Source organism: Martinezella rhizogenes, assembly GCF_027460065.1.
Lineage (GTDB): Bacteria > Pseudomonadota > Alphaproteobacteria > Rhizobiales > Rhizobiaceae > Agrobacterium > Agrobacterium rhizogenes_C.
The window spans coordinates 135,427-162,254 of record NZ_JAPYZZ010000012.1 but is presented as its reverse complement, the minus strand read 5'-3'; the positions used below and the strand labels follow the sequence as shown (position 1 = coordinate 162,254).

Here is a 26,828-nt window from a genome sequence, read left to right as displayed (position 1 = left end):
AGGAACGGCGCTGAATGAGGATGACGCTTCCTCACACTCGACGTCATCCTCGGCCTTGTGCCGAGGATCTAATCACGTCCAATAAAATTTAGACGTTGCAGATGCTCGGGACAAGCCCGAGCATGACGGAAGAGAGAATTCAGCGCCGTCTCCGGCGCTTTTTCTCTTGATGGTATACTGATCAGATCGACGCGGCCCTCGCCTTCGTCGTCACGGCAAATGCCTTCTGCACATAGCTGTCACGGTCATAGACGTCGTCGAAGAACTGCACCTTGCCGTCCTTGTCCGGCCAGGCGGTGAAATAGGCGACATAGACCGGAACCTTCTCCGGCACCTGCACGGCACGGTTCTTACCGGAGGCGATCTGCTCGCCGACCTTGTCGACGCTGGTGCCGAGAACGGCAGCCGCCATGCGGCGCGGATCGACCAGGCGGATACAGCCATGGCTCAGTGCCCGCATGTCACGGTTGAAGAAGCTCTTGGCCGGCGTGTCATGCATGTAGATGGCATGTGCGTTCGGGAACAGGATCTTCAGGTCACCCAGCGCATTGTCGCTGCTCGGCGGCTGACGCACGGAAACGGCGTTGGTCGAGCCATACCAGTTGACGCTGGTGGATGAGACCGCACGGCCGCCCACCTGCACTTCGTAACCCAGCCGGTCGAGATAGGACGGATCGCGGCGCAGCTTCGGCAGCATCTCGTTGACGATGATCGACTGCGGCACGCCCCAATAGGGATTGAACTCGACGGTCTGGATTTCGTCCTGGAAGAAATAGGTCTGGTTCGCCTTGGAACCGACAACCACCTTCATGCCGAACTGCTCCACGCCCTCATTATGGTAATAGGCCATGAAGGCGGGCTGGTTGATGAAGACGTAACGCTGGCCGAGATCGGCCGGCAGCCAGCGGACCTGCTCCATGGCCACCTGCACCTTGGCAATCTTGGCATCGTTGCTTTCGCCCACCATGGCGCGCACCGTCGCACGGCCGATGACGCCATCCGGCTTCAGGCCGTTTTCGCTCTGGAACGCCTTCACGAGATCAACGAGATCAGGCGTATAATCCGGCGTCTGCTGGTAACCGGAAATGATCGCCGCATGTTCCGCCTTGAAGGCCGGCGAAGCGCGATGCTCGATCGCCTTGACGACATTGGCCATGTCGGCGCTGCTATTACCGGGCTTCAGCACCAGATCGGCGGGAACGCGAACGGTGTGAGCCGCATCGCCCTCGCCGCGCAGGCGCGCAAGTTCGGCCTTCAACGCCAGATATTCGGCGCTCGAAGGTTCACGGCTGCGCAGATAGGCACCGACATCGGGGCTCATGCCCGCGAGTTTCAGCACCGGCGCAAGATTGACCGTCTTGCGCTTGAAATCATGGTAGCCCGACAGCCGGTTCGGATCGACACGGCCACGGGTCGTATCCTGCACATAGGCCAGAACCTTCGCCGACAGCGCCAGTTCGAACTGCAGCTGCGCCCGCTGATAGGCGTCGGAGGTCGATGCGGAAGCCGTTTCGACCGGGGTACCGGTCGCAGTCGTACCGGCAGCGTTGCTGCTGATGCTGGCGGTCACATCCTTTGCCGGTGCGGAAACGCTGTAATCGGCCGGATCAAGGCCGCTCTCACCAACCGTCTCGAGGAAGGCGATGACGGCATTGGCGCGCTCGGTCAGCTCGCCGCCGGAAACCCACAGCGTCTTGCCGCCGGCACCATAATAGGCTTCCAGCGCCTTGGCGATTTCAGGCGTGGCGCTGAACTTGAGGTTGGCAAGGCCTTCGCCAAAATTGGCAGTGTTTACCGCACGGGCGGCATCCGCCTTGTAATCGTAATAACGCGGGCCGGAAACGCGCGGCAGAGGCTCGGGATCGGAGGCATCCGCACTTTGTCCGGCGCTTGATCCGGAGCCGGATGGCGAGGTGACGATGCCGGCCGGCGGCAATTCACCACGATCACGCGCGATCTTACCCGGGCCGCCGCGCAGGAGGTCCATCAGGGTCACCGCGCCGGCGCTGCCGGGAAGAGCGATGGAAACGGAAAGACCGAGAGCCAGCACCAGCGCTGCCGATGTTTTTCCAGATGTGACTTGCAATTTGATCCTCGTAGCACCCAGCACCGCCCGAAAACGGCGGGCATCAGTTTCATGCCTGTCTAGCCGATAGACGGCCCGTTGAAAAGAAAACGCCCAAGGCCCACAACCGTGCCGAAATGAACCTCATGATACAGCCAAAGCCATAAAAACGTAATTTCCAGAATTGGCGAGAATGGTTAAATTTCCATTTATTTCATTCACTTTGCCGTGGCCAGGCACAGCCTTTTCGTATCACGGAAAGCCCGGTTTTCAGGGCATTTCAAGCCGTAGTAAAAATGACACGCCGCGCCGTTTTTCATGGCATCACCCTGACGATGCCGAAATCGCTTCAAGGTGACCGGAAATATCTGCCTCCGCCGCGTTGCAGCGCTTTCATTGCCGGCGCGATGATTCTATATATCGGCCGCGCAAGGCGGGCGAAGTGCCGTTTTGGCGGAGGAAAACGAGTAAAAAGGCAAGATTGATGACAGCCACACGGACGGAAACCGATACATTTGGACCCATTGAAGTTCAGGCCGATCGCTACTGGGGCGCGCAGGCGCAGCGCTCGCTCGGCAACTTCAAGATCGGCTGGGAAAAACAGCCCGCCTCTGTCGTTCGTGCGCTCGGCATCGTCAAGCAGGCCGCCGCCCGCGCCAACATGGCGCTGGCCGGTCTCGACCCCAAGGTCGGCGACGCCATCATTGCCGCCGCACAGGAAGTCATCGACGGCAAGCTGACCGAGCATTTCCCGCTCGTCGTCTGGCAGACCGGCTCCGGCACCCAGTCCAACATGAATGCCAATGAGGTGATTTCCAACCGCGCCATCGAAATGCTCGGCGGCGAAATGGGCACCAAGAAGCCCGTTCACCCCAATGACCACGTCAATATGAGCCAGTCCTCGAACGACACCTACCCAACGGCGATGCACATCGCCTGCGTGGAAGAGATCGTTCACCACCTGCTGCCCGCCCTCAAGCACCTGCACAAGGCGCTGGAAGCCAAGGTCAAGCAGTTCGAGAAGATCATCAAGATCGGCCGCACCCACACCCAGGATGCAACACCGCTGACGCTCGGCCAGGAATTCTCCGGTTACGCCGCGCAGGTCGCCTCGGCCATCGCCAATATCGAACTCACCCTGCCCGCTCTTTCCAAGCTCGCCCAAGGCGGCACGGCTGTCGGCACGGGCCTCAACGCTCCCATCGGTTTTGCCGAAAAGGTCGCCGACGAGATTTCCAAGATCACCGGCCTTTCCTTCGTCACCGCCCCGAACAAGTTCGAAGCGCTTGCCTCGCATGATTCCATGGTCTTCTCGCATGGCGCGATCAATGCGGCTGCTGCAGCACTCTTCAAGATCGCCAACGACATCCGCTTCCTCGGTTCAGGCCCGCGCGCCGGTCTCGGCGAATTGTCGCTGCCGGAAAACGAACCCGGCTCGTCGATCATGCCGGGCAAGGTCAACCCCACCCAGTCGGAAGCACTGACCCAGGTCTGCGCCCACATCTTCGGCAACAACGCAGCGCTCTCGTTTGCCGGCTCGCAGGGCCACTTCGAGCTCAACGTCTATAACCCGATGATGGCCTACAACTTCCTGCAGTCGGTCCAGCTTTTGGGCGATGCGGCCGTCTCCTTCACCGATAATTGCGTCGTCGGCATCGAGGCCCGCGAAGACAACATCAAAAAGGGCGTCGAAAACTCGCTGATGCTGGTGACGGCGCTGAACGGCAAGCTTGGCTACGACATCTGCGCCAAGATCGCCAAGACCGCACACAAGAACGGCACGACCCTGCGCGAAGAAACCGTTGGTGGCGGATACCTCACCAACGAGGAATTCGACCAGTTTGTACGCCCGGAAAACATGATCGGGCCGAAGTAAGCCGGTTTCGATTTTGAGGAAATGGAAAACGGGCCTTCGGGCCCGTTTTTTTGTTTAAACATATATGGCCGCAGACGTTATCGGGTGGGCGACAGACCTCTCCTCAAACGCGGCGTCATGCTCGGTCTTGTAACACTGCTGTCCGGTTAAATTTCGTGGCAGAATGCTGACCCCTTGAAGTCGGTGATAAAGGGTGAACATTCACTCGACGTCATCCTCGGCCTTGTGCCGAGGATCTAACCACCTCGAATAAAATCAATATGTTGGCAGATCCTCGGGACAGGCCCGAGGATGACGTCGGTGCAATTGGTATGACTTTCCTTCCCATCGGACGACGCCGCTCTTCTTTGGTGTCCGGTTAAGGCGAAAATCCGGAAAGCCTATTCGAATGAGAGTCTTGTGCCTTGTCCAGAAACTTAAACCGGACAGTAATGGTCTTGTACCGAGCATGACGACGGAGAGCGCATCAATAAAAAAGGGCCGCAAAAGCGGCCCTCTTCATCTCACTCAAACCATCAAACCAGCCGGCTCTGCTCCACCGCCGCTTCGACGAAGCTGGCGAAAAGCGGATGCGGATCGAGCGGGCGGCTCTTCAGTTCAGGGTGGTACTGAACGCCGATGAACCACGGATGATCAGGATATTCCACCGTTTCCGGCAGCACACCATCCGGAGACATGCCGGAGAAGACGAGGCCGCATTCTTCCAGCCGGTCCTTGTAGTCCACATTCACCTCGTAGCGGTGACGGTGACGCTCGGAAATATCCGTGGTGCCGTAGATATCGGCGATCTTGGTGTCTTTCTTCAGCGCCGCCTTGTAGGCGCCGAGACGCATCGTACCGCCGAGATCACCCTTGGAGGAACGCTTCTCCAGCTCGTTGCCCTTCACCCATTCGGTCATCAGGCCAACAACAGGCTCGGACGTCGGACCAAATTCGGTCGAAGAGGCATTTTCGATGCCGGCGAGATGACGGGCCGCTTCCACGACCGCCATCTGCATGCCGAAGCAGATGCCGAAATAGGGCACATTGCGCTCACGAGCGAACTGCGCCGCCATGATCTTGCCTTCCGAACCGCGCTCGCCGAAGCCGCCGGGCACCAGAATGCCGTTGACCTTTTCGAGATAGGGCGTCGGATCTTCCTTTTCGAAGACCTCCGACTCGATCCATTCCAGCTTGACCTTGACGCGGTTCGCAAAACCGCCGTGATGCAGCGCCTCGATCAGCGACTTATAGGCATCCTTGAGGCCGGTATATTTGCCGACGATCGCAATCGTGACCTCGCCTTCCGGCGTGCGGATACGGTTGCAAACCTCTTCCCACTGTTCCAGACGCGGCTTTGGCGCCGGCTCGATGCCGAACGCGGCCAGCACTTCCGAATCGAGGCCTTCCTTGTGGTAGGCAATCGGAACGTCATAGATATTCGCCACATCCAGCGCCTGAATGACAGCGGAAGGACGCACGTTGCAGAACAGCGAAAGCTTGCGGCGTTCGGCTTCCGGGATTTCCCGATCAGCACGCACCAGCAGGATGTCGGGATGAATGCCAAGCGCCTGCAGTTCCTTGACGGAATGCTGGGTCGGCTTGGTCTTCAATTCGCCAGCTGCCGGAATATAGGGCATCAGCGTCAGGTGAAGATAGATCGCCGTGCCGCGCGGCAGGTCGTTACCGAGCTGACGGATCGCTTCCATGAACGGCATCGCCTCGATGTCACCCACCGTGCCGCCGATTTCGCAGATAACGAAGTCGTAATCGTCATTGCCTTCGATCACGAAATCCTTGATCTCGTTGGTGACATGCGGAATGACCTGAACCGTTGCGCCGAGATAATCGCCGCGCCGTTCCTTGTCGATGATGTTCTTGTAGATACGACCGGTGGTGATGTTGTCGGTCTTGGTGGCCGAACGCCCGGTAAAGCGTTCATAGTGGCCAAGGTCGAGGTCCGTCTCGGCACCGTCATCCGTCACGAACACTTCGCCGTGCTGTGTCGGGCTCATGGTGCCGGGATCAACGTTCAGATAGGGGTCGAGTTTGCGAAGCCGCACCCGATAACCACGGGATTGCAGCAAAGCTCCGAGTGCCGCAGCTGCGATGCCCTTACCGAGAGAGGAGACCACGCCGCCTGTGATGAATACATATCGCGCCATGGGATTCACCGGATACCTTTTTACCTCTGATTCCGCCAGCCCAAATTTCATGCTGTTACAAATTCGCTGTTGACGAATGTGTAATTCAACTGGCCGGAATACGAACAAAAGAAAACCGGCAGGCTTTTGGCCTGCCGGAGCGTTAAATCAGAACCGGGCTTATTGACCGGTCGGAACTGCGTTCGGATCGGCGGGTTGCGCCGGTGCCGGGGCGGCCGCGCCGGAAGCGGCAGGAGCCGTCTGGGCGGGCGCTGCTGCGCCACTATTGGTCGGAACGCCATTTCCAGCCGGAGCCGGCGTTGCGGGCGTCGTGGCCGGGCCAAGCGTGTCGAGAATGCCGTTGCCCTGGCCTTGCGTGGCCGGAATACGGTTCAGAATATCGGTCGGGCGCGCTTCGTAACGGGTCATAAGACCAAGCCCGAGCGACGTCAGGAAGAACAGCGCCGCGAGGATACCCGTGGTGCGGGTCAACGCATTGGCCGTTCCGCGCGCGGACATGAAGCCCGAACCGCCGCCGATACCGAGGCCGCCGCCTTCGGAACGCTGGATCAGGACCACGCCGACGAGCGCCAGCACGATCATGAGGTGTATAACAATCAAAACGGTCTGCATGACAATCCATTCCATGCCCCGCGCGGAGCACTACAAAGAAGGTTTCGCGGCTCTTTACATGAGGCGAAGGTTTATTCCAAGCCCCTTTCCAACCCCTGTGACAGGAAAGCTGGTCTCAGGCCGTCAGTTGCTCATATGCCGCATAGATGGAAAGGAAGTCTGCGGCTTTCAAGCTGGCACCGCCGATCAGCGCGCCATCGACATTCTCGACGCCCATCAGTTCCAGCGCATTGGCGGGCTTTACAGAGCCGCCATAGAGAATACGCATGGTCTTGCCGGCGTCACCGAAGCGCTTGACAAGTTCGTCGCGCATGAAAGCGTGAGCCTCGCGCACGTCCTGCGTGGTCGGGGTAAGACCGGTGCCGATCGCCCAGACAGGCTCATAGGCAATGACGGTGTTTTCAGCGGTCGCCTCGTCCGGCAGGGAGCCGGCCAGCTGGCGCTTGAGAATATCGAGCGTCTGGCCCGCCTTGCGCTCATCCGCCGTCTCGCCGATGCAGACGATGGCGATAAGATCGGCCTGATGGGCCGCAACGGCCTTGGCGCGGACCAGATGGTCGGTCTCGGCATGGTCGGTGCGGCGCTCGGAATGGCCGACGATGACATGGGTGCCGAAGCAATCAGCAATCATCTCGGCGGAAATATCGCCGGTATGCGCGCCGGACGCGTTCTGATGGCAATCCTGTGCACCGATCAGCAGCGGGCTGTCATCGCACAGCGCCGTCGCCACATAAAGCAGCGTCGAGGGTGGGCAGATCAGTGCATCGACCTTCTCCGACAGCGCGCCCTTGACGCCCTCTGCCATGGCCTTGATCTGATCGAGCGAGGCACGCGTGCCGTTCATCTTCCAGTTTCCGGCAACAAGCGGTCGAACATTCGGCGTCATGCGTATCCCATTCCCTTTGTCTCGAGGCTGCCGCCTTTGGCAGCACCCCTTCCCTCAGCCGTCTCACGGCCCATAATCGCGACAGAAACACTGCCGGAAATCCCAGGATATTCCTTTAAACGGCCCCGGCAATAAATGGTACAAAAAAGCGGGCCAAAGGTTCAAAACGTCGGCCAATTTCTGGAAATTCGCCGCCGCTGACCCAAAACAGAGGCCTCAGCGGCTTAAAATCCAGTTCAAAACCGCCCGCCAGTCGGTCATGCGCACCGGCGTCCCGTGGCTGCCGGTCTCGAACCGCGTAAACCGCGCCGGCTCCCCGGCCTTCAGCAATCCACGGAAGATCGTCGCTTGGCTGTCGGCCGAATAGACCTTGTCGGCGCTGCCATGGGTGAACCAGACGGGCTTCTTCGCCCTGGCAAATGCGCTTTTCGGAAAATCGGGATCGACCGCACCGCCAAGGATCGCCATGCCCTTGAGATTGGCGGCGGCAGCCTTGTCGCGGCTGATGCCATAACAGATGAAACTCCCCATCGAGGCGCAGGTGAGCACGACAGGCTTTCCGCCCGATTTTTTGGCCGCATCGCCAATCAGCGCGGCGACATCGGCAACGCCGTTTTCATCGAAAGAGCGCACGCTCGGTACATAATAGGTTCCGCCATTGGCGACTGCGAGATTCTTCAGCCGGTTGAAATTGCCGCCGAACGTATAGTCATTCATGCCGAGCCGCCGGTCGCCGCCGCGCCCATGGATGAAGATGACCGTGAAGGCCTGCCCGCTCGCCGGCCCGACACGTCCCACCTCAAGCGCCCTGCCCTCGACGGACATGGTTTCCAGCGCCTGCGCCTTCTTCGGCGTCATATCGACATATTGTCGCTTCACCCGGCGCTCCGGCACCTCGTCGCGGCCGTTGATGTCGCGCATCTCCTGATAATCGATGACTTCCGACGCGCCGCCATCTCCGGTGGAAAGCACCGTCTGGCTGGAAAACAGCTCGTCCTTGAAAGGTCGCAACGGCCCATCGGCAGCGGAAGCAGCGCCCGGCATCACCGCAACAGTCAGGCAGAAAAGAGTACAAAACGTGAAATGAGCTGTGGACATGACTTGGTTAACCGTTCATTCGTGGCTGCGAGACTTGCCATCACAAAGGCGGCGGCGCAATCCTCCTGTTGCGAAACCCTGACATGGGTCTTGGCGTATGACGCGCCGCGTTCGGCCACATGGCTTACACGTTTGGCGCTATAATCGCCTCATATACAAAATGATTCGCCTGGCGAAATTCTGACGACACTATTTTTGAACCTTGGACATGATGGACGACAGCAACGATCTCTTCTCCGGTCTTCCGGCGGCACAAAACAGCGAAACGGAAACGAACGAGGACGCGGGCAAACCCGTGAAGGCCCCGGCGACCGCAGCCGCAAATGTGAACGTGCAGCCGAAACCCGCAGCCGTTGCGGCCGTCACGCCGCCTGCCCCGCCCGCGCCCGTGTCTCCTTCCGGTGACGACTACGGCGCCTCCTCGATCCGCGTGCTCGAAGGGCTGGAGCCGGTGCGCATGCGTCCCGGCATGTATATTGGCGGCACCGATGAAAAGGCGCTGCACCACCTGTTTGCCGAAGTCATCGACAACTCCATGGACGAGGCCGTCGCCGGCCACGCCAATTTCATCGAGGTTCATCTCGATGCCGAAGGTTTTCTGACGGTCACTGATAACGGCCGCGGCATTCCCGTGGAAAACCACCCGCAGGTTCCCGGAAAATCCACGCTCGAAGTCATCATGACCAAGCTGCATGCCGGCGGCAAGTTCGACGGCAAGGCCTATGAGACATCGGGCGGTCTGCACGGCGTCGGCGTATCCGTGGTCAATGCACTGTCCGATCTTCTCGAAGTGGAAGTGGCGCGTAACCGCAAGCTTTATCGCCAGCGTTTTTCGCGCGGCGCGCCGATTGGCGGGCTTGAGGAACTGGGCGACGTGCACAACCGCCGCGGCACCCGCGTGCGTTTCCATCCCGATCCGCAGATCTTCGGTGATCATGCCAAGTTCGAACCGGCCCGCATCTTCCGCATGGCCCGGTCCAAGGCCTATCTCTTCGGCGGCGTGGAAATCCGCTGGAGCTGTGATCCCGGCATGGTGCCGGCCGGTGGTGAAATCCCCGAAAAAGCCGTGTTCCATTTCCCCGGCGGCCTCAAGGACTACCTCGCCGCCACGCTCGGCAAGGAATTCACCGTCACCCGCGAGATTTTCTCCGGCCGCACCGAAAAGACCGGCGGCCACGGCGCGCTGGAATGGGCTGTCACCTGGTATGGCGGCGACACGCAGATCCATTCCTATTGCAACACCATCCCGACACCCGAAGGCGGCACGCATGAGGCCGGTTTTCGCATTGCGCTCACCAAGGGCCTGAAGAATTATGCTGAACTGACGCAAAACAAGCGCGCCAAGGACATCACCACCGATGACGTGATGATTTCGGCGGCCGGCATGCTCTCCGTCTTCATCCGCGAGCCGGAATTCGTCGGCCAGACCAAGGACAAGCTGGCAACCGTCGAGGCCCAGCGCATCGTTGAAAATGCGCTGCGCGATCCCTTCGACCATTATCTCGCCGGCAATCCGGGTGAAGCGGACAAGCTGCTCGACTGGGTGATCGAGCGCGCTGAAGAGCGCCTGCGCCGTCGCAAGGAAAAGGAAGTCAACCGCAAGACCGCCGTGCGCAAGCTGCGCCTGCCCGGCAAGCTGGCGGATTGCGCCCAGAACACCGCCGAAAATGCCGAACTCTTTATCGTCGAGGGTGACTCGGCTGGCGGCTCGGCCAAGCAGGCGCGCAACCGCGCCAACCAGGCCATCCTGCCGCTGCGTGGTAAGATTTTGAACGTCGGCAGCGCCAGCCGCGAAAAGCTCTCCGCCAACCAGCAGATCGCCGATCTCATTCAGGCGCTCGGCTGCGGCACCCGCACGAAATATCGCGAAGAGGATCTGCGGTATGAGCGCATCATCATCATGACCGATGCCGATGTCGACGGCGCCCATATCGCCTCGCTGCTCATCACCTTCTTTTACCAGGAAATGCCGGAACTCATTCGCGGCAACCATCTCTATCTGGCCGTGCCGCCGCTTTATGTCATCCGTCAGGGTGCCAAGAGCGCCTATGCCCGCGACGACGCGCACCGCGCCGAGCTGATGGAAACCGTCTTCAAGGGCAAGAAGGTCGAAATCGGCCGCTTCAAAGGCCTTGGCGAAATGATGGCGCAGCAGCTGAAGGAAACCACCATGGATCCCGAAAAGCGCACCCTGCTGCGCGTCGAGATCGACGACGTGGATTTCGAAGGCACCCGCGAGGCCGTCGACAATCTGATGGGCACCAAGGCCGATGCCCGCTTCCGCTTCATTCAGGAACGGGCGGCCTTTGCGGATAATCTGGATATCTGATTGAGAAACCAATCCTAGTCCTAGCCAAACGGCCCGAGTACTGGCCATTTTGGAAACTGAAACTGGCCAACGCCTCAAATGACTATTTCCGGGCACCGAAAAGTGCCCGGGAAATGCCCCTAAGAACAAACATTGAAACAAAGCAAAAGTTGTAGTCATCTCGCCCTATTCACGCGTAGTCGTTTACGCAAGTCCTTGTGCAAAAGTGGTCAAATCCCTGCATAGGCGGCGCCTCGCCTTCGGCGGGGATGATCGCCTTCAGGATTCGCCTCGTCGCCCAACGGGCCTCCCCTTATTGAATGGGATTCGAAATGACGGCATGGAGAGATTACCAGGAAGAGGCCGCTGCGTTCTTTCGCTCCATCGGTCTCTCCGCGGAGACCGACAAGACGATCATAGGCGTGCGGACAAGCCACGACGTCGACGTGCTGGTGAAATCGCAGCACTACGGGTTCGTAGGTCACTTGGATCGTCGAGTGTAAGCAATGGAAGTCTCCTGTTTCGAAGCTGCACGTTCTAGGCCTCCGGGAAATAGTCGCGGACGTAGGAGCCGACCGGGGAATCCTGCTTTCGGAGGCCGGGTTCCAGCGCGGCGCGAAGGAGGCGGCCAGCCTGACTAACGTCCAGGTCACGTCGCTCGCGGAGATGCGTCAGACCACCGAGCAACGTCTCGACGCCATGCACCTGCAGGATCTCTTCGACAGGGTGGAGGACTGCCATGATCGATACTGGAACATTCCGAAGAGTGCGCGTATCGAGGACGATCTTCGACCTGCCTCTGGCTACGGCTACTCGGGAAACGCCGTCATCGGCGGATGCCGAGACGTCATCTCCAGGGCGATCCGCGGTCGTTATCCCTTCACCTGCCAGACCGGGGCGTTCGTATCAATTGCGTCCATGTCGCAAACCTTCACCTCGACCAAAGAAGTTCTGGCGGCCACTTGGCCGCTAATCGAGGATCTCGAAAATCGGCTTGCAGCGTCGGAGAGGAAGCGGGCCCTTTCGACCGCCGCCACCTCGCAAACTTGAGCCGGCACCGAAGTGCGACGGGGGAGAAGCCAGAGCGAGTTTTGTCTAAAATGAGCCTTACTGATGATCGGACGGCAATGGGCGCCGACTTACGCAACGTCTTCATTGAGATTTCTGCCTTGGCCTTATCATAGGAGCTCCCCGAGCAGCCCTTTGAACCGACGAGATCTCCGCCTCTCATCGGATTTTTAGAACCGGTCTCACTATAAACAGGTAGCGCGCGAGATTCTGAACGTCTGTCGAACCGGAAAACCGAACAGACCTCCACCCGAACTAAGGGCGCAACGACCGCGTCGCAACAGCAACCACACTAATCGCAGCGAAGCAGATCGGCTGTCTATCGCCTCCGATGAAATCGAATGGCATTTTCAGATGCTGGATCGCTGGATCTTAACGAGTTGTGTTTATGCCGGAGCCAACTTCGAAGAGGGTATAGACATGTTCAATTTCTCTCCACAATTCGGGCGGCTCATCAAAAGCAAAAGTGAATGGGCTTCGGTCCCACTCGCTTTCGTTCCCTTCGGTTACAAAATCGAACGGAGTATCATTAACGGCCGACGCTACTACCGTGTATCAGGGCCGCAACTTTCGATGACCTCCGCCAGGAGTATCGAGCACGCCAGGTGGTTGATCGCAGAAGCCATTCGAACATCAAGAATTACTCAGTCCGACACGACATTGAATGATGGGACCTTCCTCGGAACTTCTTAACCCCCGGAGCACTTGACAAACCGTCGAACTGCCTTCAGTGGACAAAGCACTACGGGTCAGCCCTCTGAAGTCGTTTCGAGAGAAGTCCAGGTTTCCAAATGGTAACGTCCGCCCTGCAACCTCGTCATCTTACTCATTATGTTTTCTGCCTTGCCACTGATGACGTCGCAGAACGCGGAGAGCGAATGAAAATCCGGTTCCCTCGTCGATGGATCGAGCATTCCAGTTTCGATTAACCTGTCGACCACGTTTCGAATTCTTTCCGGCCTACCCCGCACCCGGCGACCGAGGCGCGGAGTAGCAATTCCAGCCACCTTGGCCATTATGGCCACTGTTTCATTTCTGAGACCAACTCGAACCTCTTGTGAGATTCGATCCTTCAGTTTTCGCTCAAAGTACCCGCCCCAGCTTCTGTTTGCCTGGCTAGGAACCAGAAATAGCCGGATGTATGCTTTGACTTCCTTCGGGACCGCAGCTTTGCAGTAGGCATGATCGAGATCGAACCCAGCGCCTCGATAATTGCCGGACGGCCTCAAGTTCAACTTTTCGATGCAAAACCGTTCATACAGCTCCGCGTAGCCTCCACAATCTGCAGAGACCCAGAGCTGTGGCGGCCGTGTGCCGTATGCGAGGACCACGGCATTGACTTGCCCGCCTGCGGAATATTCGTGAACGCTTGCTCCCATTCGATCCCTTGCGATCCTCAGGAACTCGTTGTAGTCCCAACGATCCTGCCTGTTTGCGAGGATCGCGGCGACGGGGACGTCCAGCCCCAGTTCCTGGAATCCTGGATTCCTGCGATGGTCATCGAGCTGCCGGGCGTACAGCTCACTCAATGTCACAGACGTTTTCACTGGCATCAATACGACCTAAAAAACCTGATTGTAACTGATGCATGTTGGTGTAGCGGTCCAGTAGGGGAAAGCAACTTGAACGATTATTTTCAACACATGCTCAGCCATTACTGCCCTTGCGCTGTGGATTGGTTGATTTGCGTAGACGCGCTCCATCATATCGCTAAATAGGTTCTGGAACCCGTTGCCGTTTGCACGCGACAGCCTGCTTTCGAGCGCCAACTCGAGAAGTACCCAATCGATGTTCTGTTGCATGCGAATCCCAGCCATACTCCTCGCCGATCCAGATTCACTAATGGAAATGAGGAAGGTCAGCGGATGATTTTTTCGGTGTAGGTCTCATAAATCCCAGATCGTAAAACTCATTGACAACTACCGGTGGAAATGAAGTAGTTCGCGCATATGAATCGGGATCTATACATGGATTTTGCACGGGCACATCTACTAGAAGACCAGTTAAAGGGCGCAAAGATTGGGGAGTGGACGATCGTTAGATTGATCGATCACGGCAAGTCCGCCGCAGTGTTCGAGGCCAACAATGGCGCGAGGCAGGCGGCTGTTAAGGTATTCGACAAAGAATTGATCGAACGCTTCGGTGACAAGACGCAGCTTGCTCGAATCGAACGAGAGGTATCGCTCAAGGGACGTGGCCATCCCAGTATGGTCGAGATTCTCGATGGTGGTTACGACGAGACTACGAAGAACCACTATATCGTTATGGCGTTCCTCCCTGGCAGCAATCTCAAGAAACGGCTCAAGGACGTTCCCGTCGAGGCCATCGGAGGTTTCATCTCCGACATCGCAGCCTGCGCGGAATATCTCGAAGCGCTGGATTTGGTCCATCGCGACATCAAACCGGAGAACATCCAGGTTAGCGAGGACCTCCAAAAGGTGACCCTACTCGATTTTGGTGTCCTGAAGCCCGTCAAGGATCCAGGGATCACCGACATGGAGGGCCTGCATCCTTTCATCGGCACCCTGCAGTACAGCTCGCCCGAGTTTCTCCTTCGCGAGGAGGATGGGACAATGGAGGGATGGCGCGCCCTCACCTTCTATCAGATTGGCGCGGTGCTTCATGACCTCATCATGCGCGAGGCCCTCTTCAGCGAATATGCCGAGCCCTTCGCCCGCTTGGTGAACGCTGTGCAGGAAGTCACTCCGAACATTCAGAATTCCTCTGTGCCGTCATATCTGATCGATCTCGCCAAGATGTGTCTCCTTAAGGATCCCAAGGATCGTCTGCGAATGGTTACGTGGGAATCCTTCAAGCCTCCAAAAGCCACGGCCAGCGGGATCGCCGGTCTCAAGGAGAGGGTCATCAAGCGGGTTCTTGTCGAACAAGCCGGATCAGGTACGGCACCCGAAAGCAAGCCTAATTTCGGGAAAGCGCTTCTCGAGGAAATCATAACGTCTACCAAGGATTCGGTGCGTCGTGTCAGTTCGGAAAACGACCAATTTCCGCCCTATGCCACGATAGCTCGGTATCCCCGCAGGGCCCCGTCGGTCAAGATGACCTTCGAAAAGTCAGACACGCATCTGATGCCCGATCTCTCGGTGGTGTTCTGCATTGAGATCGTTGATGCGGAAGCAAGGGCTGTTGCCGTCGATGTGTGCGTCCACACCTCGGCGACACCTCCCGAGCCTTTCGGGCAGAGCATTCCCTTCTTCTCGGGCAATTACGACCCTTCGCGGTTACACACCGCGCTCGAGGAAATCCTGTATAAGATCATAGACTTCGTTCAACGCCAGACACCTCAAAGCGATTGCTGGCTGAAACTTGAGTTCAAGTGAGAGCACACGCATGAGCACCTGGTGGAAAAAAACAAGCGATCTCGACGATGACCAGAAGAAAGTCATCAGCCTCCCGAAAGAGGGCGATCACCTCGTCCTAGGTCCGGCCGGCTGCGGAAAGACGAATCTCCTGCTGCTGCGGGCAACGTTCCTCGTAAAAGCAGGCGTCACGAACATCACCGTGCTGACGTTCGGTCGTGTCCTGAAGGAATTCCTGGTGGCAGGATCCACGCACTATCCCTTCTCGTCGGACAAGATCCAGACCTATCTGCAGTGGGGCGCTTCACTTCTGGCATCTAATGGGATTCCGTTCGATGACTCTGGCGAATTTCCGGAGGTGCGGGCACGTCTTTTGGATGGCCTCAAGGAGGTTGCAGCCCTAGACAAGAGCATCAACGTGATGGACTGCATTCTTCTGGACGAGGCGCAGGATTACTCGGCCGAAGAGATCGAAGTGATTTCTCGTTTCGCCGACCAGATCTATGCCGTTGGCGATGACAGGCAGCGTGTCACGAGCGCCAAGGGCGGTCTGAGCGCTCTGGAAGCGAAATGTGGCGAGCCCGTTGTCCTGAAGAAGCACTACCGGAATGGCACCAGGATATGCCGGGTCGCGGACGGCATTCGAAACGAAATCGACTCCGAGGAAGGTATGGAGGCAACATCTAAGTACAACGAGCAGGATTTCCCATCATCGGTGATACCGCATCCAGGCCTCTCGCTCGTGGATCAGGTCGCGACCGCGATCCCTGAGATTGAAACTCAGCTCTTCGCTTATCCGGACGAGACGATCGGGATCCTGTGCCCCAAGCAAGAGGACGCCACGGCGGTCGCCACCCTTCTTCTGTCCTCGAAGATCAAGGATCAGGTGCAGATGCAGAACTTTGCGGGTGGATATAGTGCCTTCGAACCCAACAAGCGCGTGATCGTCACCACCATCATCAGCGCGAAGGGGCTCGAGTTTCGTGCAGTCCACCTGCTCGGCATGGAGACGATCCACCGATTCCGCGACTTGCAGAAAAATCTAGCGTTTACGGGCGTGACCCGTGCAAAGACCTCGCTGCGCATATACTACGACAAGTCTATTCCCGGATACCTTGAAAAAGGTATCCTTGCGCTCAATGACGCCTCGACGAGTGATCCAACGCTCGACGAACTGTTCGGTTAGGTAGTGAAGAATGTTGAACATCGTCGTCTTGGATACCGAAGAGTTCCTAGCCTGGGTGGGCCAGAAGTCGCCTCTGAAGCCCAGCACTCTTTCCCCGGCTGCAATACGCAAGCAGCTCTCGTCAAAGTTCTGCGCTGTTGCCGTACCGGACCCGCATCAGAGTGGTCCCGAGCGTCCGGCAGTTGTCGTAGTGGACGATCGAAAGGCGCGCGATTTCTTTGCGTTCGTCTCGACCTACGTCACCGACTACGCTCCCTTCACCGCATTCTTTCGGGTTGTAACGACGGACCAGCTAGATCTACTGGCCGACGAGCCCGGCTTCATCGAACGCAATGCAGCATCCATTCTCGAAAGACTCGTGGGAACCGCAATCGTGGAGGCAGCGCTCTATCTCAGAGCGCCAAACGCTCACGAATCTAGTCGACCCATCACTCTCGCAGCCGCAGGCGCCACGTATTCCGCGGCGGCGATCCAGGGGCTCGCACTCAGTCCCCAGGCCGATGTGCTCGCCATTGCCCGCGGATGGCAATCTTTGCGATCGGCGCTTGGTGGTGAGCAACTTCCCCTAGATCTCGAGGCGCTTGGAAGCTTTTGGCAGGTCGTCCAACTGGCAGTGCACGGCGGCGACTCTTCCGATCGTCCCGACAGTGACGCTGTCATGATCAGGTCCATGAGACAGGTGATCGAGAGTGGTCGGGTCGATGATACAGTGCTGGAGGATTTGATCTCTTCACTTCCCGAGCTGCGAGGTGATCTTTCGCGCTTCCGTGGGACGAGAGAGGTGCGTGCTCGGGCGATCCAAGAAGCAATATCGCTGCTGAGCAATTCCAAGGATAAGGTATGGCAATTGAGAGACTGCGTGGCCGGGTGCCTTTTGAGCCTCCTCGGTGGCGGTTCTTTTCGGTTCATTCCGGCGGCATTGTCGACCGGGTCGGCACTTCGGACGGCCCCCTTATGGTTCGCCGCGTGGTCGGGTCTGCAGGCAAGCAGCGATATCATGACCGAGTTCAATTGTATGGGCAGGCGCATGGCCCGCGATTTGGGCGCGCGGGGAGGTCTGTTTAGCTCGCCTACCGACGACATCTCAGTTCTTGAGCTTGCAGCCGCGGGAGCGGATGCCGATCAATTGCCGCGAGGGCAGGCTGGGTCGATATCGGTGGAAATCTACCCTGGGGTTTCGTCCAGACAGAGCGTTTCCAGGGTTGGTGCCGCCTCGGTGAATTCGCGCGCAGATTACCAGCGGGATGTCAAGGAACTGAGGTTCTTGATGGCACAGTCATCCGCGATCCTTTCCAGGATGGAAGTCGGCTCTGCGTCGGAGTCCGTCTCGAAATCTGATCGTCCGTCGGGACGCACCACCAACGCCCGACGAAAATACTAATAGCCAATCAGATGCGTGCGGAATGCGCCTATGCCGTCAACCATAGAGAACTACGCCCTGCCATCGAGACTGTATCGCTTCAGAAAGGTCGGGAGCGATACGTCCGCTGACAACGTCGACCTCAAGCGAGCCATCGAGTCAATAAGGCGAGGTTCCTGCTGGTGCGGGGACTACAAGAGCCTGAATGACGCTATGGAGGGTCTTTACGAGGTGGAGGGCGACGTTGCCGCCAACTCGGACTGGCGCAGAGCGAGCCGCATGATCAGGGACGGGAAGCAAGGCCTAGGCATCGCCTGCTTCTCGGAGACATGGGACCAGGCGCTTATGTGGGCCCACTATGCAGACTCCTTCAAAGGTCTCTGCATCGAATATGACTTTGAAGCCCTCCGTGATTCCTTGCCAGACGCCACAAGTTTCTCTCGCATCAGCTACGCTGGCCGTCTCCTGGACATCGGATCGGAAATTGAAGATACCAACCAGATTGCGAAGTGGATTCTTTCGACCAAGCACGAAAGCTGGTCGTACGAGCGCGAATGGCGATTGTTCGCGCCGACCGGCGGAAACGTCTCGTTTGATCGACGGGCTATTCGACGTGTGATTCTGGGACCCCGCATGCCGCAACATGTTGCTGAACACATCCGGCATCATGTCCGTCTCAATCTGGTCACGCGGACGATGATTGAGGGGTATAAAGTGATAATCCGAGACGCCGAGGTGTTCTGAACGGACGGAGGCAAGTCTAGGTCGAACCTCGGTCCTGCTGGAATGCCGTCTCGATCTATCGAGCGACATCCGAAAAATAAGAATCCGACAGTGCACATGCCGTCTTCAGATAATAACCCGCGAGCGACCTGACGAGGCCGGCCGCCAAGCAGAGCCGATTTCGAGGGACGCCTTCGTCCGACGGAAACTGCTCTTATGCGTGGGCCGCTCCATATCGAGCGATGCGAGGCTCCAAAAGCAGGTCAATGTCACGCGCCAGCGTGAGCCTTTCATTGCTAGCCGACTATTGTCCAGTTAGGCGCAAAGTCCGCTTTTGAGATTGTCCGCGTGAGGAGTAAAGCGCCCGCGTTCCACCCTCATTTCAGACTTACGGGGACTGCCTAAGGAACGTCCGATTTGGGCCCACTACAGTAACCCATCCTCATCTATTGGAAGTTCCTGGATATCACCTTCAACATGTCAATCACCACCACCCGCCGAGCCGTGAGCAAACTCATCACCGCGTCCCGATGGAGACTTGAACACGACATCCGTCAGCGAGACCAGAGAGATATACGGAAAGGTCGAATAGCTGCTGGGCGACCAGGTGTACGACCTCCCCTTCCCGTTGGATCCGTCCGTTGATCGCCATCATCGATGCCCCAAGCACGACCCGGCGCCGCTTCTCGAACAGGCTAGGCCAGACGACGACGTCCGCAGGACCGGTCTCGTCCTCAATCGTGATGAACATCACCCCTTTCGCGCACCCCGGCTTTTGTCGAACCAGGACAAGACCCGCGGTGTAGACCCATCGGCCGTCGCGGGCGGACATTGCATCTTCACACGTCACCATGCTGCGCTTGGTCAAGCTCTCACGTAAGAATGCCATTGGATGTTCGCGTAATGTCAGGCCGACATGTCCGTAGTCCGCAACAACGTTATGGCCTTCGGTCATCTGCCGAAGTTCCACTTCAGGCTCCGCCTGCTCGGCGATCGATCTCTGCTCGCGGTCCGCAGCGGCGGCAAACAGCGGCAAGGGTTCGTCACGCAGCGCCTTGATCGCCCAGAGCGCATCGCGACGTTCGAGCTGAAGCGATGGCCGGAATGGCTCCTCCGGCATTGCCAATGAGCCGTCTGCCCCAAAGTCAGCGGCTTCGCATCTCAAGCAGAGATGGCAGCAGATGCTTGGAAGCTGTCGGGATGTCCATCTGACGCGCCAGACCGTCAAGACTGGCCAGCGCAAGCCTGATCGTCCTCGGCCATTTCTGCGTCAGTCCGTCGAAAAGCCTGCACAGTGTCGCAATCCTGTCCTCCAGGGGGTAGTTACCGGACCAGGCGAAGACGTAGCACGCATTGAACAGGACAGAAGCGGCGCGATCGAACTCCTCCTTGCCGTCGAATCTCGGATTTCGGAACGGCCATCTGGTCTGATTGACCTTAGCGGTCCGCATGACCCATTCGGAAAACCCCGCCTCGTCATCCGCATGTCGATGAATTTTTGCGAGCAGGTCGGCAAATGCGCCGTATGCCTGCCCTCCGACGGAAGCTGGGTTTGTGGATTCCAGCGCGTGGAGGTGTGAACGGAGTTCTGCAAGCTGATCGCCCCCGATCTGAGCAAGATCGATGAACAGGCCGACCATGGGCACGAAAAACGAGGGATCGCTCAGATCCTTCTCGGAACGAAGCCTACCAAGCAACTCGCTCGGCGCGCGGACTGCAAAAGGGCTATCTGCATCGAGCCAGCCCAGCGCGACAATCGTCGGCACCGGGTCAACCGATGGCCAATAGCCGGACGGGGCCGTCGAGTTGGGCACCAGCACGGTCGGTGATGCCATCCAGTTATTTCCGCTGTCGTGTCCGATCGCGCCCTTGAGACTATCGGGAATCGCGATGTTCCGCCGGACGAGTTCGGCGACGGCCGCTGCAAGGAGCCGGTCCGCAGAGAGTTCAGTAGCTGTCCAGACTACCCATCTGTCCCAGGCCATCTCCCGCTCGTCGTCGAGCATCGCCGACGGAGTGTGCTTCTGCAGCCACTCCGTCAATCCAGCGAGATTGAGTTCGTCAACCACGAGATTGCGGGTGATCTGGTCGGCATGGATCCACATGAGGCACAGAGCAAGATCCGATGGCAGTCCCGACCATTCGCCGCTGCGCACCGCCTGCCTGAAATCGAGGTGGAGGATAGACATGAAGAGTTCCGCCCGATCATGGGTGAAGGTTCGTGAGAGCCATTCCTCGATATCTCCGAGAGAACCGCCAGCAGACACGAATGCGAGCATGCGCGTGACGGTCGACGGCAAGGATTCGTTTTCGACTGACCACGCCTTCCAATCCTTGCCGATGGACTGGCCGAACTCCAGGATCAGGTCGTCAGGCAGCGCGATCGGCACGCCGCACAGGCGGGAGACGGCTCGTTCGATCCCGAGGCTGGTCTTGAGAACCTTGACCGAGGCCTCAACGAGTTCGGCTCCACTACCTCGGAATCTGTCGTCGAGGCCGAGGAAGTTCAGGAGCTGTCCCGGATCGGGCAAGGCAAGATCGGTGAGGCGGATGGATCCGCCGTTCACGACCCTGTCCCACATGGCGTCGCGGTGCCGCGTGAAATCCTGTCCGAGCCGGGCGTTAAAACGCTCCACACGCCGGAAGACATCCTCTTCGCCAGCTATCTCCTGGAGGAACTCGTCGCTCAGCGGGTTGCCGACATTCCCATTCCTCGGCAGCGACATGAGCATCCTCCGCCGGATCCCCTCGTCGGGATCGACGAGCGCTAGGGTTGCCATCTGGAGATCGAAGGTCTGGCCGTCGGACTGGATGATGGCAGTCGGGAACCCGTCATCGCCCTGTCCGAGCAATAGCTTTCCGGCACCGTCGCGTCCCTCCAGTGTGATTTCCACCTCGCTCAAGCCTGACGAACGGCACTTCGACATCGCCTCGGAGACGTCCCGGACCCCGACGCTTCTGCCAGGGGCCAGCTCGAGCAGCATGATGTTCTCGCGCCCGAGCGCCTTCGCGATGCCGTCCCGGTCGGTGACCGACTTCCTCCAGTCGGGTGGAAGGAGGTTTACGAAATCATTCGATATCACCTTGAAGTGTCGGGCCATGAGTGCGTCGAGGTCCGGGTCATGGTCGTCGCCCGCCTCGGATCTCATTTCCAGCGTACTCGATATCATCGAGGCAGTCATGGCGGCGATGTTCTCCTCCGCCACGCTGTCGGCGCCCGCCATCGGCCTTATGACCGCGTGCATGGCCCAGTCCACAAACTCCTGCCGAACTTCGACTGGCAGCTTTGCGGAGCCGAGCTCTGCCCGGATCGGCAGAGTAAGAACCTGCATCGCATTCAGGCAGGATATGTGCCTGCGGGCCTCGGGCACGTCAGCCGCCGGAGGCGAAGGCAGGTAGTCGAGCCGGAGATTGCTCCATATCCATGTGGATCTTGCGGACTTCTCCTCGACGGACGCATCCGACAGCCAGATGAGATCAAGCAGGTCGATGGCGAGATGGCTGAGATCGAGCATGCGCCGGGCCTCGCCGGTGATCATGCCGTCCCGGTCGAGCTGCGGCGTCTGATCGAGATATCGGAGATGAAGCACGTCGCGCGCAAACCACCTCCGGATGTCCGCGATCTGGCCGTTCTCGACGAGCTCGCCGTTCACTATGGAGGCAGCGCCTATGATGCCGCCCAGTTCAGCGGCGTCGATCGGAATGAACAGGTAGCCGATGCGGCGCAGTTCGCTGAATACGGCGGACGCATTCTCGTCCGTCATCTCGCCTGCCCGCACAAGGTGGGCGACCACCATTGGAAGGTCGAGACCGACCGGAAGTATCTGTCGCGAGAAGACCCGATCCTCGATCCAGAACAAGGTATCGCTCGTGTCACCGTGGGGAAGTGCTTCGATCAGGCAGCGGGCGTGCGGAGCGAGCAAAGCCGCCTGACTGCGTTCGTCGCCGTCCTCCGCAACGATCGTCCTCCATTCAGAAGATGAGAGCTTTGCCGCCACCGTGGAAGAGAGCACGTCGATCCGATCCCTGACGCCCTGCTCGTCCTCTGCGATCTCGACGCTCTCGAGGAGCCGATCCACCTCCGAGTTCTTGATGTTGAGCGGATATCCTCGGGAAAGCGGATCGAGGATGCCCAGATGCGCGAAATCCCGAATGGAACTGCCTGACAGCAGGATTGATTCCGCAGACGCATCCGCAGTCACGTTCTGAATCTCGAGCCTGGCGATGATATCGGCACGCTGTGCATTCGTGACGTGGCCTTCGAAGTGGGCCTGATCTAGGGCGTGCAGGAGCGCCGCCTTGCCCTCGTCCGGCATGTCCCAGTTCACTGAAGTGATCTCCACCCCGCCGACATGGGCGTCATCAACGACCGTGATCGCGGATTGGCTGCTCCGGATGGACCGTACGGCCTGCGCTGCCACGGTGGACACCTCCCGCAAAGCCGCTTTGGTTTCGATGAGTGCCTCAGGCAGCGACTCCGGAACATGCAGGATGAAGCACCGCTCGATGAGCGACAAGAGATCCAGACGATCTGCGATCAAAAGCGCACCTAGGTCGATGTGCAATGCTGGTCGCTCGCCCATTGCCGTGGGAGGCTCCCGGCCCGGAATCCCGGAACGCAGAAGCATCGGGAAGTGGTTGCCGGCGCGATCCGTGCGCATGTTCGGCGCGGCCAGAAACAGCATCGCGAAATCGCGGGTGTCAGAGTTCATGGCCCCTGCTGCAGGCATGATCCCGTGCAGCCATTCGTCGAGCTTCTTTCGGTATTCGGCAGTATTCTGCTGAATGAACGCCAGGACTTCCTCGACACTGTCGAAACGGCGTAGATGGTTCTGCCCGACGGGGCTGGCGATGAGCTTCCCCAGCGCCTTGTCCTGCAATTCCGTCAGTCCGAGGTGGCTGGAAAGGCTCAACAGGGCCTGGGCCAAGTTGTCAGGGATTTCCTCGGTCGCTACGGTCCCAAGTGCAAGCCTAGCAGTCTCGGGAGCGAAGTCCCGCAGGACGTAGGCCATGCGGATGGCCTGCTGCTCGCTGGCCAGACCATCCCTGATCACGATCTCCGCCTGAGCCTTGAAGCGGTCAAGTGCCCCGATCCTGAGATATGCGGTCATGAGTTGGTCGCGAAGCCGCGGATCACTGCTTCTGTTGAGTTCCGACTCGAGCCGCGTGATGAGGGCGCCGTGCTGGGCGAGCGCTTCATGCGCCTTCAGTCGCACCTGCATCATGCGGCCACTTTCCTCTATCCCAGAGGCGACTGCATCGTCCATCAATCCCAATGCGACCGAAGGCTCGTTCGAATTGAGCGCGGCGACGGCGGAAAGCTCGATGCCCCGCAGCGTCCCCGTGGACACAAGGCGGGAACGCAGCTTGTTCAGATCGTCGAACGCTTCCATCGACAGGAGCGCTTCGGCACCGGACAGCAGGTTCTCAGGACCGGTCTCCTCCGATAGCAGAACCGTCATCAGTGGGACCCGGTCGCCTCCCGTCATCGCGGCGCGGACCGCGGATGGGAATTCAAACGGCTCTCCGTCCGCAGGGGTTGCGAACTGGTCACGCCAGTGATCCAGGAACTCCGAGTTCTGCGGGAAGAGATCGGCGAACCTGTCGACGACGGCCCGGCCCTTCTCCGGTTCAGTCATCGACGAAGCCATCAGCGCCAGCACCGCAACATGGGCGGGCGTGCCTTCGCCTCTGCGCAGTGCGTCCCCCAGCGTCTTCCGGACCTGGCCCTTCTTCATGGGAATACCATACTGAAGGCACCAGATCACCGCGGACGGGTCGAGATCCGGTCGCGCAAGTAGCGCTCTGCTTGCATCGCGCGCCTTCGTGCGGGCATCCGGATTGAGGAGGAGCGCCGCCAGCCTCCAGATTTCCACTTCGCGCTGAAAACTCCCCTCGACCACGAGCCTCAGCTTTTCGAATTCGGTTGCCGCTTCCACGAGCAGCGACTTCGCTTCGGCGCCCGGCAGGACCAAGGCTCGGCTGACGGGATTGGGGACTGAACCGAATTGTGGCTGGACGCCATGGGCCAATGCCGACGCGAAAAGGATCTGACCAAGGGTGAGGATGCTCATCGCCGAGTGCGAATCCTTGGCTACGGCGGAGCGGATCAACTTCAAGGCATCGGCTTTTTTCCCGAGGAACGCGGTGGCGATCGCCCTAAGGCGCATGACCTCCGAAGTCAGGTCCTGCCCGGTGATCGGTTTGAGCGTCTCGAGTGCGAGGGCGAATTCGCCACCTTCCAACTGGAATCCGGCGAGCGCTTCCCTTTCCTTTCTGTCGATCGGATCCACCAGATATGCGATAGCGGCGGACAGTCCATCGGTGTTGCGGATTAGCATCGCGCGCGCCGCCCTGTCGGACGCATGATGATGCTGCTCCGCCTCGTCGAGAAGATCGCGCGCTTCGACGAATTTCCTGTCGGTGACGGCGATCATTGCCGCGACGGTGAGGCCTTTCGCCCTGACTTCTTTCGAAATGGCATTCCAGGCAACGGGGTTTGATCTGACCGTTGTCAGCCATCCCTGGAACGGCGAGCGGCGCCCTTTCCGGATTTCGGCGACACAGGTTTCCAGCGTCTTTGCGTGAACGTCGTTGAGCGGCTGGGTATAGATGGCTTCGATCTGAGAGAGGATCGGCCCACCCAGAACCCCTTGCGTCGAGATCGGGGCGGTCGTGGCGGCGGTTGGCGTCACGGACGGAAGATCCACGGTCAGTGCATCGACCCAGTATTTATTGAAGAACCTTGAGACCCGCTCGAGGTCCTTGGCGACAAGGGGAGAAAGCTCCGTCAGATCCCATATGACGAGCGTGATGCCACGCTCGGTCAGGACAGCCGCCAGCTTCCTCGCTTCGTCGTTAAGCTCGTCGACACTGAACGGCACGGTCATCGCGAGAATGAAGTGCCTGACGTTCTTTCCCTTCCAGTGACCATCGAGGTGCTTGACGAAGTCGTTGATCCACGTCCGTACCTCAGACGGGGTGACCTTCAAATAGCACTTGCACGACACGACTACGAACGGATCCTGACGGCTGTCGAATCCTTCAACGTCCACGCCGTACTGGGCATATCCGCTGCGTCGCTTGAGGTTTGCCCGGACCACTCCGTCAAACTGGTCGCGAAGGACTAGCATGCAGAGTTCTTCGAAGTCCTTGCTGCCTACCTCCACCAAAGGCAGCACCAGATTCCGTGACTTGGATGGTGGCGTCAACGTTTCGGTGCGCGGGGTGAGGTGGGTCTGGACTGAACTATCTTTGGAACGGGGATGCTTGGGTTTCATCGAGGACTCTTTGATTCCTAATCAATATCCCACGCCTCTCGCTTCGGACGCAATCGGAAACAATATTGATGGCGGTGCCTAGCGATACGATGGACGGTATCTGCCGTCGATCTGTATCGACAGGTGCGCGATCCCGTTATCGAGGTGGAGTGTCGAACCTGTGGCAGGGCGGGCAGCTACGAACGCTCCGTGCTGGTGAAGCAGAATGGTGCCAGCGTGACCTTCGCAAAGCTCCGCCGGATGTCACCGCTCGGATGTTATTGGCTGGTGGATGCGACAGGGGATCGGTGCGGGACAATGTTCCCCTGTCTGACGAACGAGGTTCGACAGCGAGCGGAGGCTTTTTTGGAGAAGGCGCAGTGAAGGTGGCTCGAAGAACGAAGGTCGCAGCTCGTCGGCAAGTCGGCCGATCCCGAGATAGACAATATCAAGTACACCTGGGCGAAGGATTTCGGACACGGGATCACGGTTTCCTGCGGTCGGGGTCGATACTTCCGATTAGAAGAGTCCAAGTTCAAGAAGCGTTGCGTGATATTCAAGTTCTCGTGCCCAGGAACGCCAGACGCAAGCGCGGTGTTCTTCGAATGGGACTGCCCAGGTCTCGTTGGCGTTGCAGACTTCGTCGACGTCGCCGATAGAAACAGTCAGGAGGACTAAGAAATGGCGGCGGCTGTCGGTCAGTGCTGGTTCGATTAGTGCGAAAATCCGCTCGATTACGGATCGATCGTTGTCTTTCACCGACTGGTTATCCCGCACCCATCCCTCTCCTATGGGACACCATCCGAGCCGCCATCAAGCGCGAGTTCTCCCGGCGCGCCGCGATTTTGATCCTGAAGGCGTTTCCGCTAGAATGGGAGAACAGGTTCCAGGATCCGAATGCACTGGGACAGGTGGACTTCGAACGC

15 protein-coding genes and 2 pseudogenes are annotated in these 26,828 nt (G+C 58.8%); 8 read left to right on the top strand and 9 right to left on the bottom strand.

Translation table 11 applies throughout. From position 1 onward, the window contains the following. Positions 1 to 181 precede the first annotated feature (181 nt). Complete coding sequence (locus tag O8B93_RS18580; protein WP_473774529.1) at positions 182 to 2,086, bottom strand: L,D-transpeptidase family protein; 1,905 nt, start codon at positions 2,084 to 2,086, stop codon at positions 182 to 184. 463 nt (positions 2,087 to 2,549) lie between these two features. Between O8B93_RS18580 and fumC the strand changes: the two genes are divergently transcribed. Further along, positions 2,550 to 3,941 (top strand): class II fumarate hydratase, encoded by a 1,392-nt coding sequence (gene fumC, locus O8B93_RS18575; RefSeq protein WP_269711402.1) that lies wholly within the window; start codon positions 2,550 to 2,552, stop codon positions 3,939 to 3,941. A gap of 515 nt (positions 3,942 to 4,456) precedes the next feature. Here fumC and O8B93_RS18570 read toward each other — a convergent pair. From O8B93_RS18570 to O8B93_RS18555, 4 genes are all read right to left on the bottom strand, one after another. Continuing rightward, the gene (locus O8B93_RS18570) at positions 4,457 to 6,085 is read right to left on the bottom strand and encodes a CTP synthase (RefSeq protein WP_161991195.1); all 1,629 of its coding nucleotides are present in this window, start codon (positions 6,083 to 6,085) and stop codon (positions 4,457 to 4,459) included. Between the two features lie 159 nt (positions 6,086 to 6,244). Next, complete coding sequence (gene secG / locus O8B93_RS18565) at positions 6,245 to 6,697, bottom strand: preprotein translocase subunit SecG (RefSeq protein WP_174008530.1); 453 nt, start codon at positions 6,695 to 6,697, stop codon at positions 6,245 to 6,247. Between the two features lie 115 nt (positions 6,698 to 6,812). Further along, positions 6,813 to 7,583, bottom strand: coding sequence for a triose-phosphate isomerase (tpiA, locus tag O8B93_RS18560; protein ID WP_269711401.1), 771 nt, complete (start codon positions 7,581 to 7,583; stop codon positions 6,813 to 6,815). Between the two features lie 216 nt (positions 7,584 to 7,799). Continuing rightward, the gene (locus tag O8B93_RS18555) at positions 7,800 to 8,681 is read right to left on the bottom strand and encodes an alpha/beta fold hydrolase (protein WP_269711400.1); all 882 of its coding nucleotides are present in this window, start codon (positions 8,679 to 8,681) and stop codon (positions 7,800 to 7,802) included. 208 nt (positions 8,682 to 8,889) lie between these two features. Here O8B93_RS18555 and parE point away from each other — a divergent pair, with 208 nt between their 5' ends. The 3 genes and pseudogenes from parE to O8B93_RS18545 all read left to right on the top strand — a co-directional run bounded on the left by parE (position 8,890) and on the right by O8B93_RS18545 (position 12,039). Continuing rightward, positions 8,890 to 11,010, top strand: a complete 2,121-nt coding sequence (gene parE / locus O8B93_RS18550) for a DNA topoisomerase IV subunit B (RefSeq protein WP_269699646.1) — start codon at positions 8,890 to 8,892, stop codon at positions 11,008 to 11,010. Between the two features lie 468 nt (positions 11,011 to 11,478). Then, positions 11,479 to 11,634: pseudogene (locus O8B93_RS27950) on the top strand (restriction endonuclease); the annotation flags it as partial. A gap of 21 nt (positions 11,635 to 11,655) precedes the next feature. Beyond that, entirely contained in the window at positions 11,656 to 12,039 is a 384-nt protein-coding gene (locus tag O8B93_RS18545; RefSeq protein WP_269711399.1) for a hypothetical protein, read from the top strand. 767 nt (positions 12,040 to 12,806) lie between these two features. On the opposite strand, the gene O8B93_RS18540 is transcribed toward O8B93_RS18545, so the two are convergent. Further along, entirely contained in the window at positions 12,807 to 13,610 is an 804-nt protein-coding gene (locus O8B93_RS18540) for a hypothetical protein (RefSeq protein WP_269711398.1), read from the bottom strand. A 414-nt stretch (positions 13,611 to 14,024) separates the two neighbouring features. Between O8B93_RS18540 and O8B93_RS18535 the strand changes: the two genes are divergently transcribed. The 4 genes from O8B93_RS18535 (at position 14,025) to O8B93_RS18520 (ending at position 18,664) form a co-directional block, all read left to right on the top strand. Further along, a complete protein-coding gene (locus O8B93_RS18535; protein WP_269711397.1) occupies positions 14,025 to 15,395 on the top strand; it encodes a protein kinase domain-containing protein in 1,371 nt (456 codons plus the stop codon). Positions 15,396 to 15,405: 10 nt separating this feature from the next. Next, a complete protein-coding gene (locus O8B93_RS18530; RefSeq protein WP_269711396.1) occupies positions 15,406 to 16,560 on the top strand; it encodes an ATP-binding domain-containing protein in 1,155 nt (384 codons plus the stop codon). 10 nt (positions 16,561 to 16,570) lie between these two features. Beyond that, complete coding sequence (locus O8B93_RS18525) at positions 16,571 to 17,941, top strand: hypothetical protein (RefSeq protein ID WP_269711395.1); 1,371 nt, start codon at positions 16,571 to 16,573, stop codon at positions 17,939 to 17,941. Between the two features lie 192 nt (positions 17,942 to 18,133). Then, positions 18,134 to 18,664 carry a DUF2971 domain-containing protein gene (locus O8B93_RS18520; protein ID WP_269711394.1) on the top strand — a complete coding sequence of 177 codons (531 nt, stop codon included), beginning with the start codon at positions 18,134 to 18,136 and terminating at the stop codon, positions 18,662 to 18,664. Positions 18,665 to 19,126: 462 nt separating this feature from the next. Here the strand turns inward: O8B93_RS18520 and O8B93_RS18515 are convergent. The 3 genes and pseudogenes from O8B93_RS18515 to O8B93_RS18505 all read right to left on the bottom strand — a co-directional run. Further along, positions 19,127 to 19,754: pseudogene (locus O8B93_RS18515) on the bottom strand (OB-fold nucleic acid binding domain-containing protein); the annotation flags it as partial. Between the two features lie 34 nt (positions 19,755 to 19,788). Then, a complete protein-coding gene (locus O8B93_RS18510) occupies positions 19,789 to 25,923 on the bottom strand; it encodes a hypothetical protein (RefSeq protein WP_269711393.1) in 6,135 nt (2,044 codons plus the stop codon). Between the two features lie 498 nt (positions 25,924 to 26,421). Continuing rightward, positions 26,422 to 26,679 (bottom strand): hypothetical protein, encoded by a 258-nt coding sequence (locus O8B93_RS18505; RefSeq protein WP_269711392.1) that lies wholly within the window; start codon positions 26,677 to 26,679, stop codon positions 26,422 to 26,424. Between the last annotated feature and the right edge of the window lie 149 nt (positions 26,680 to 26,828).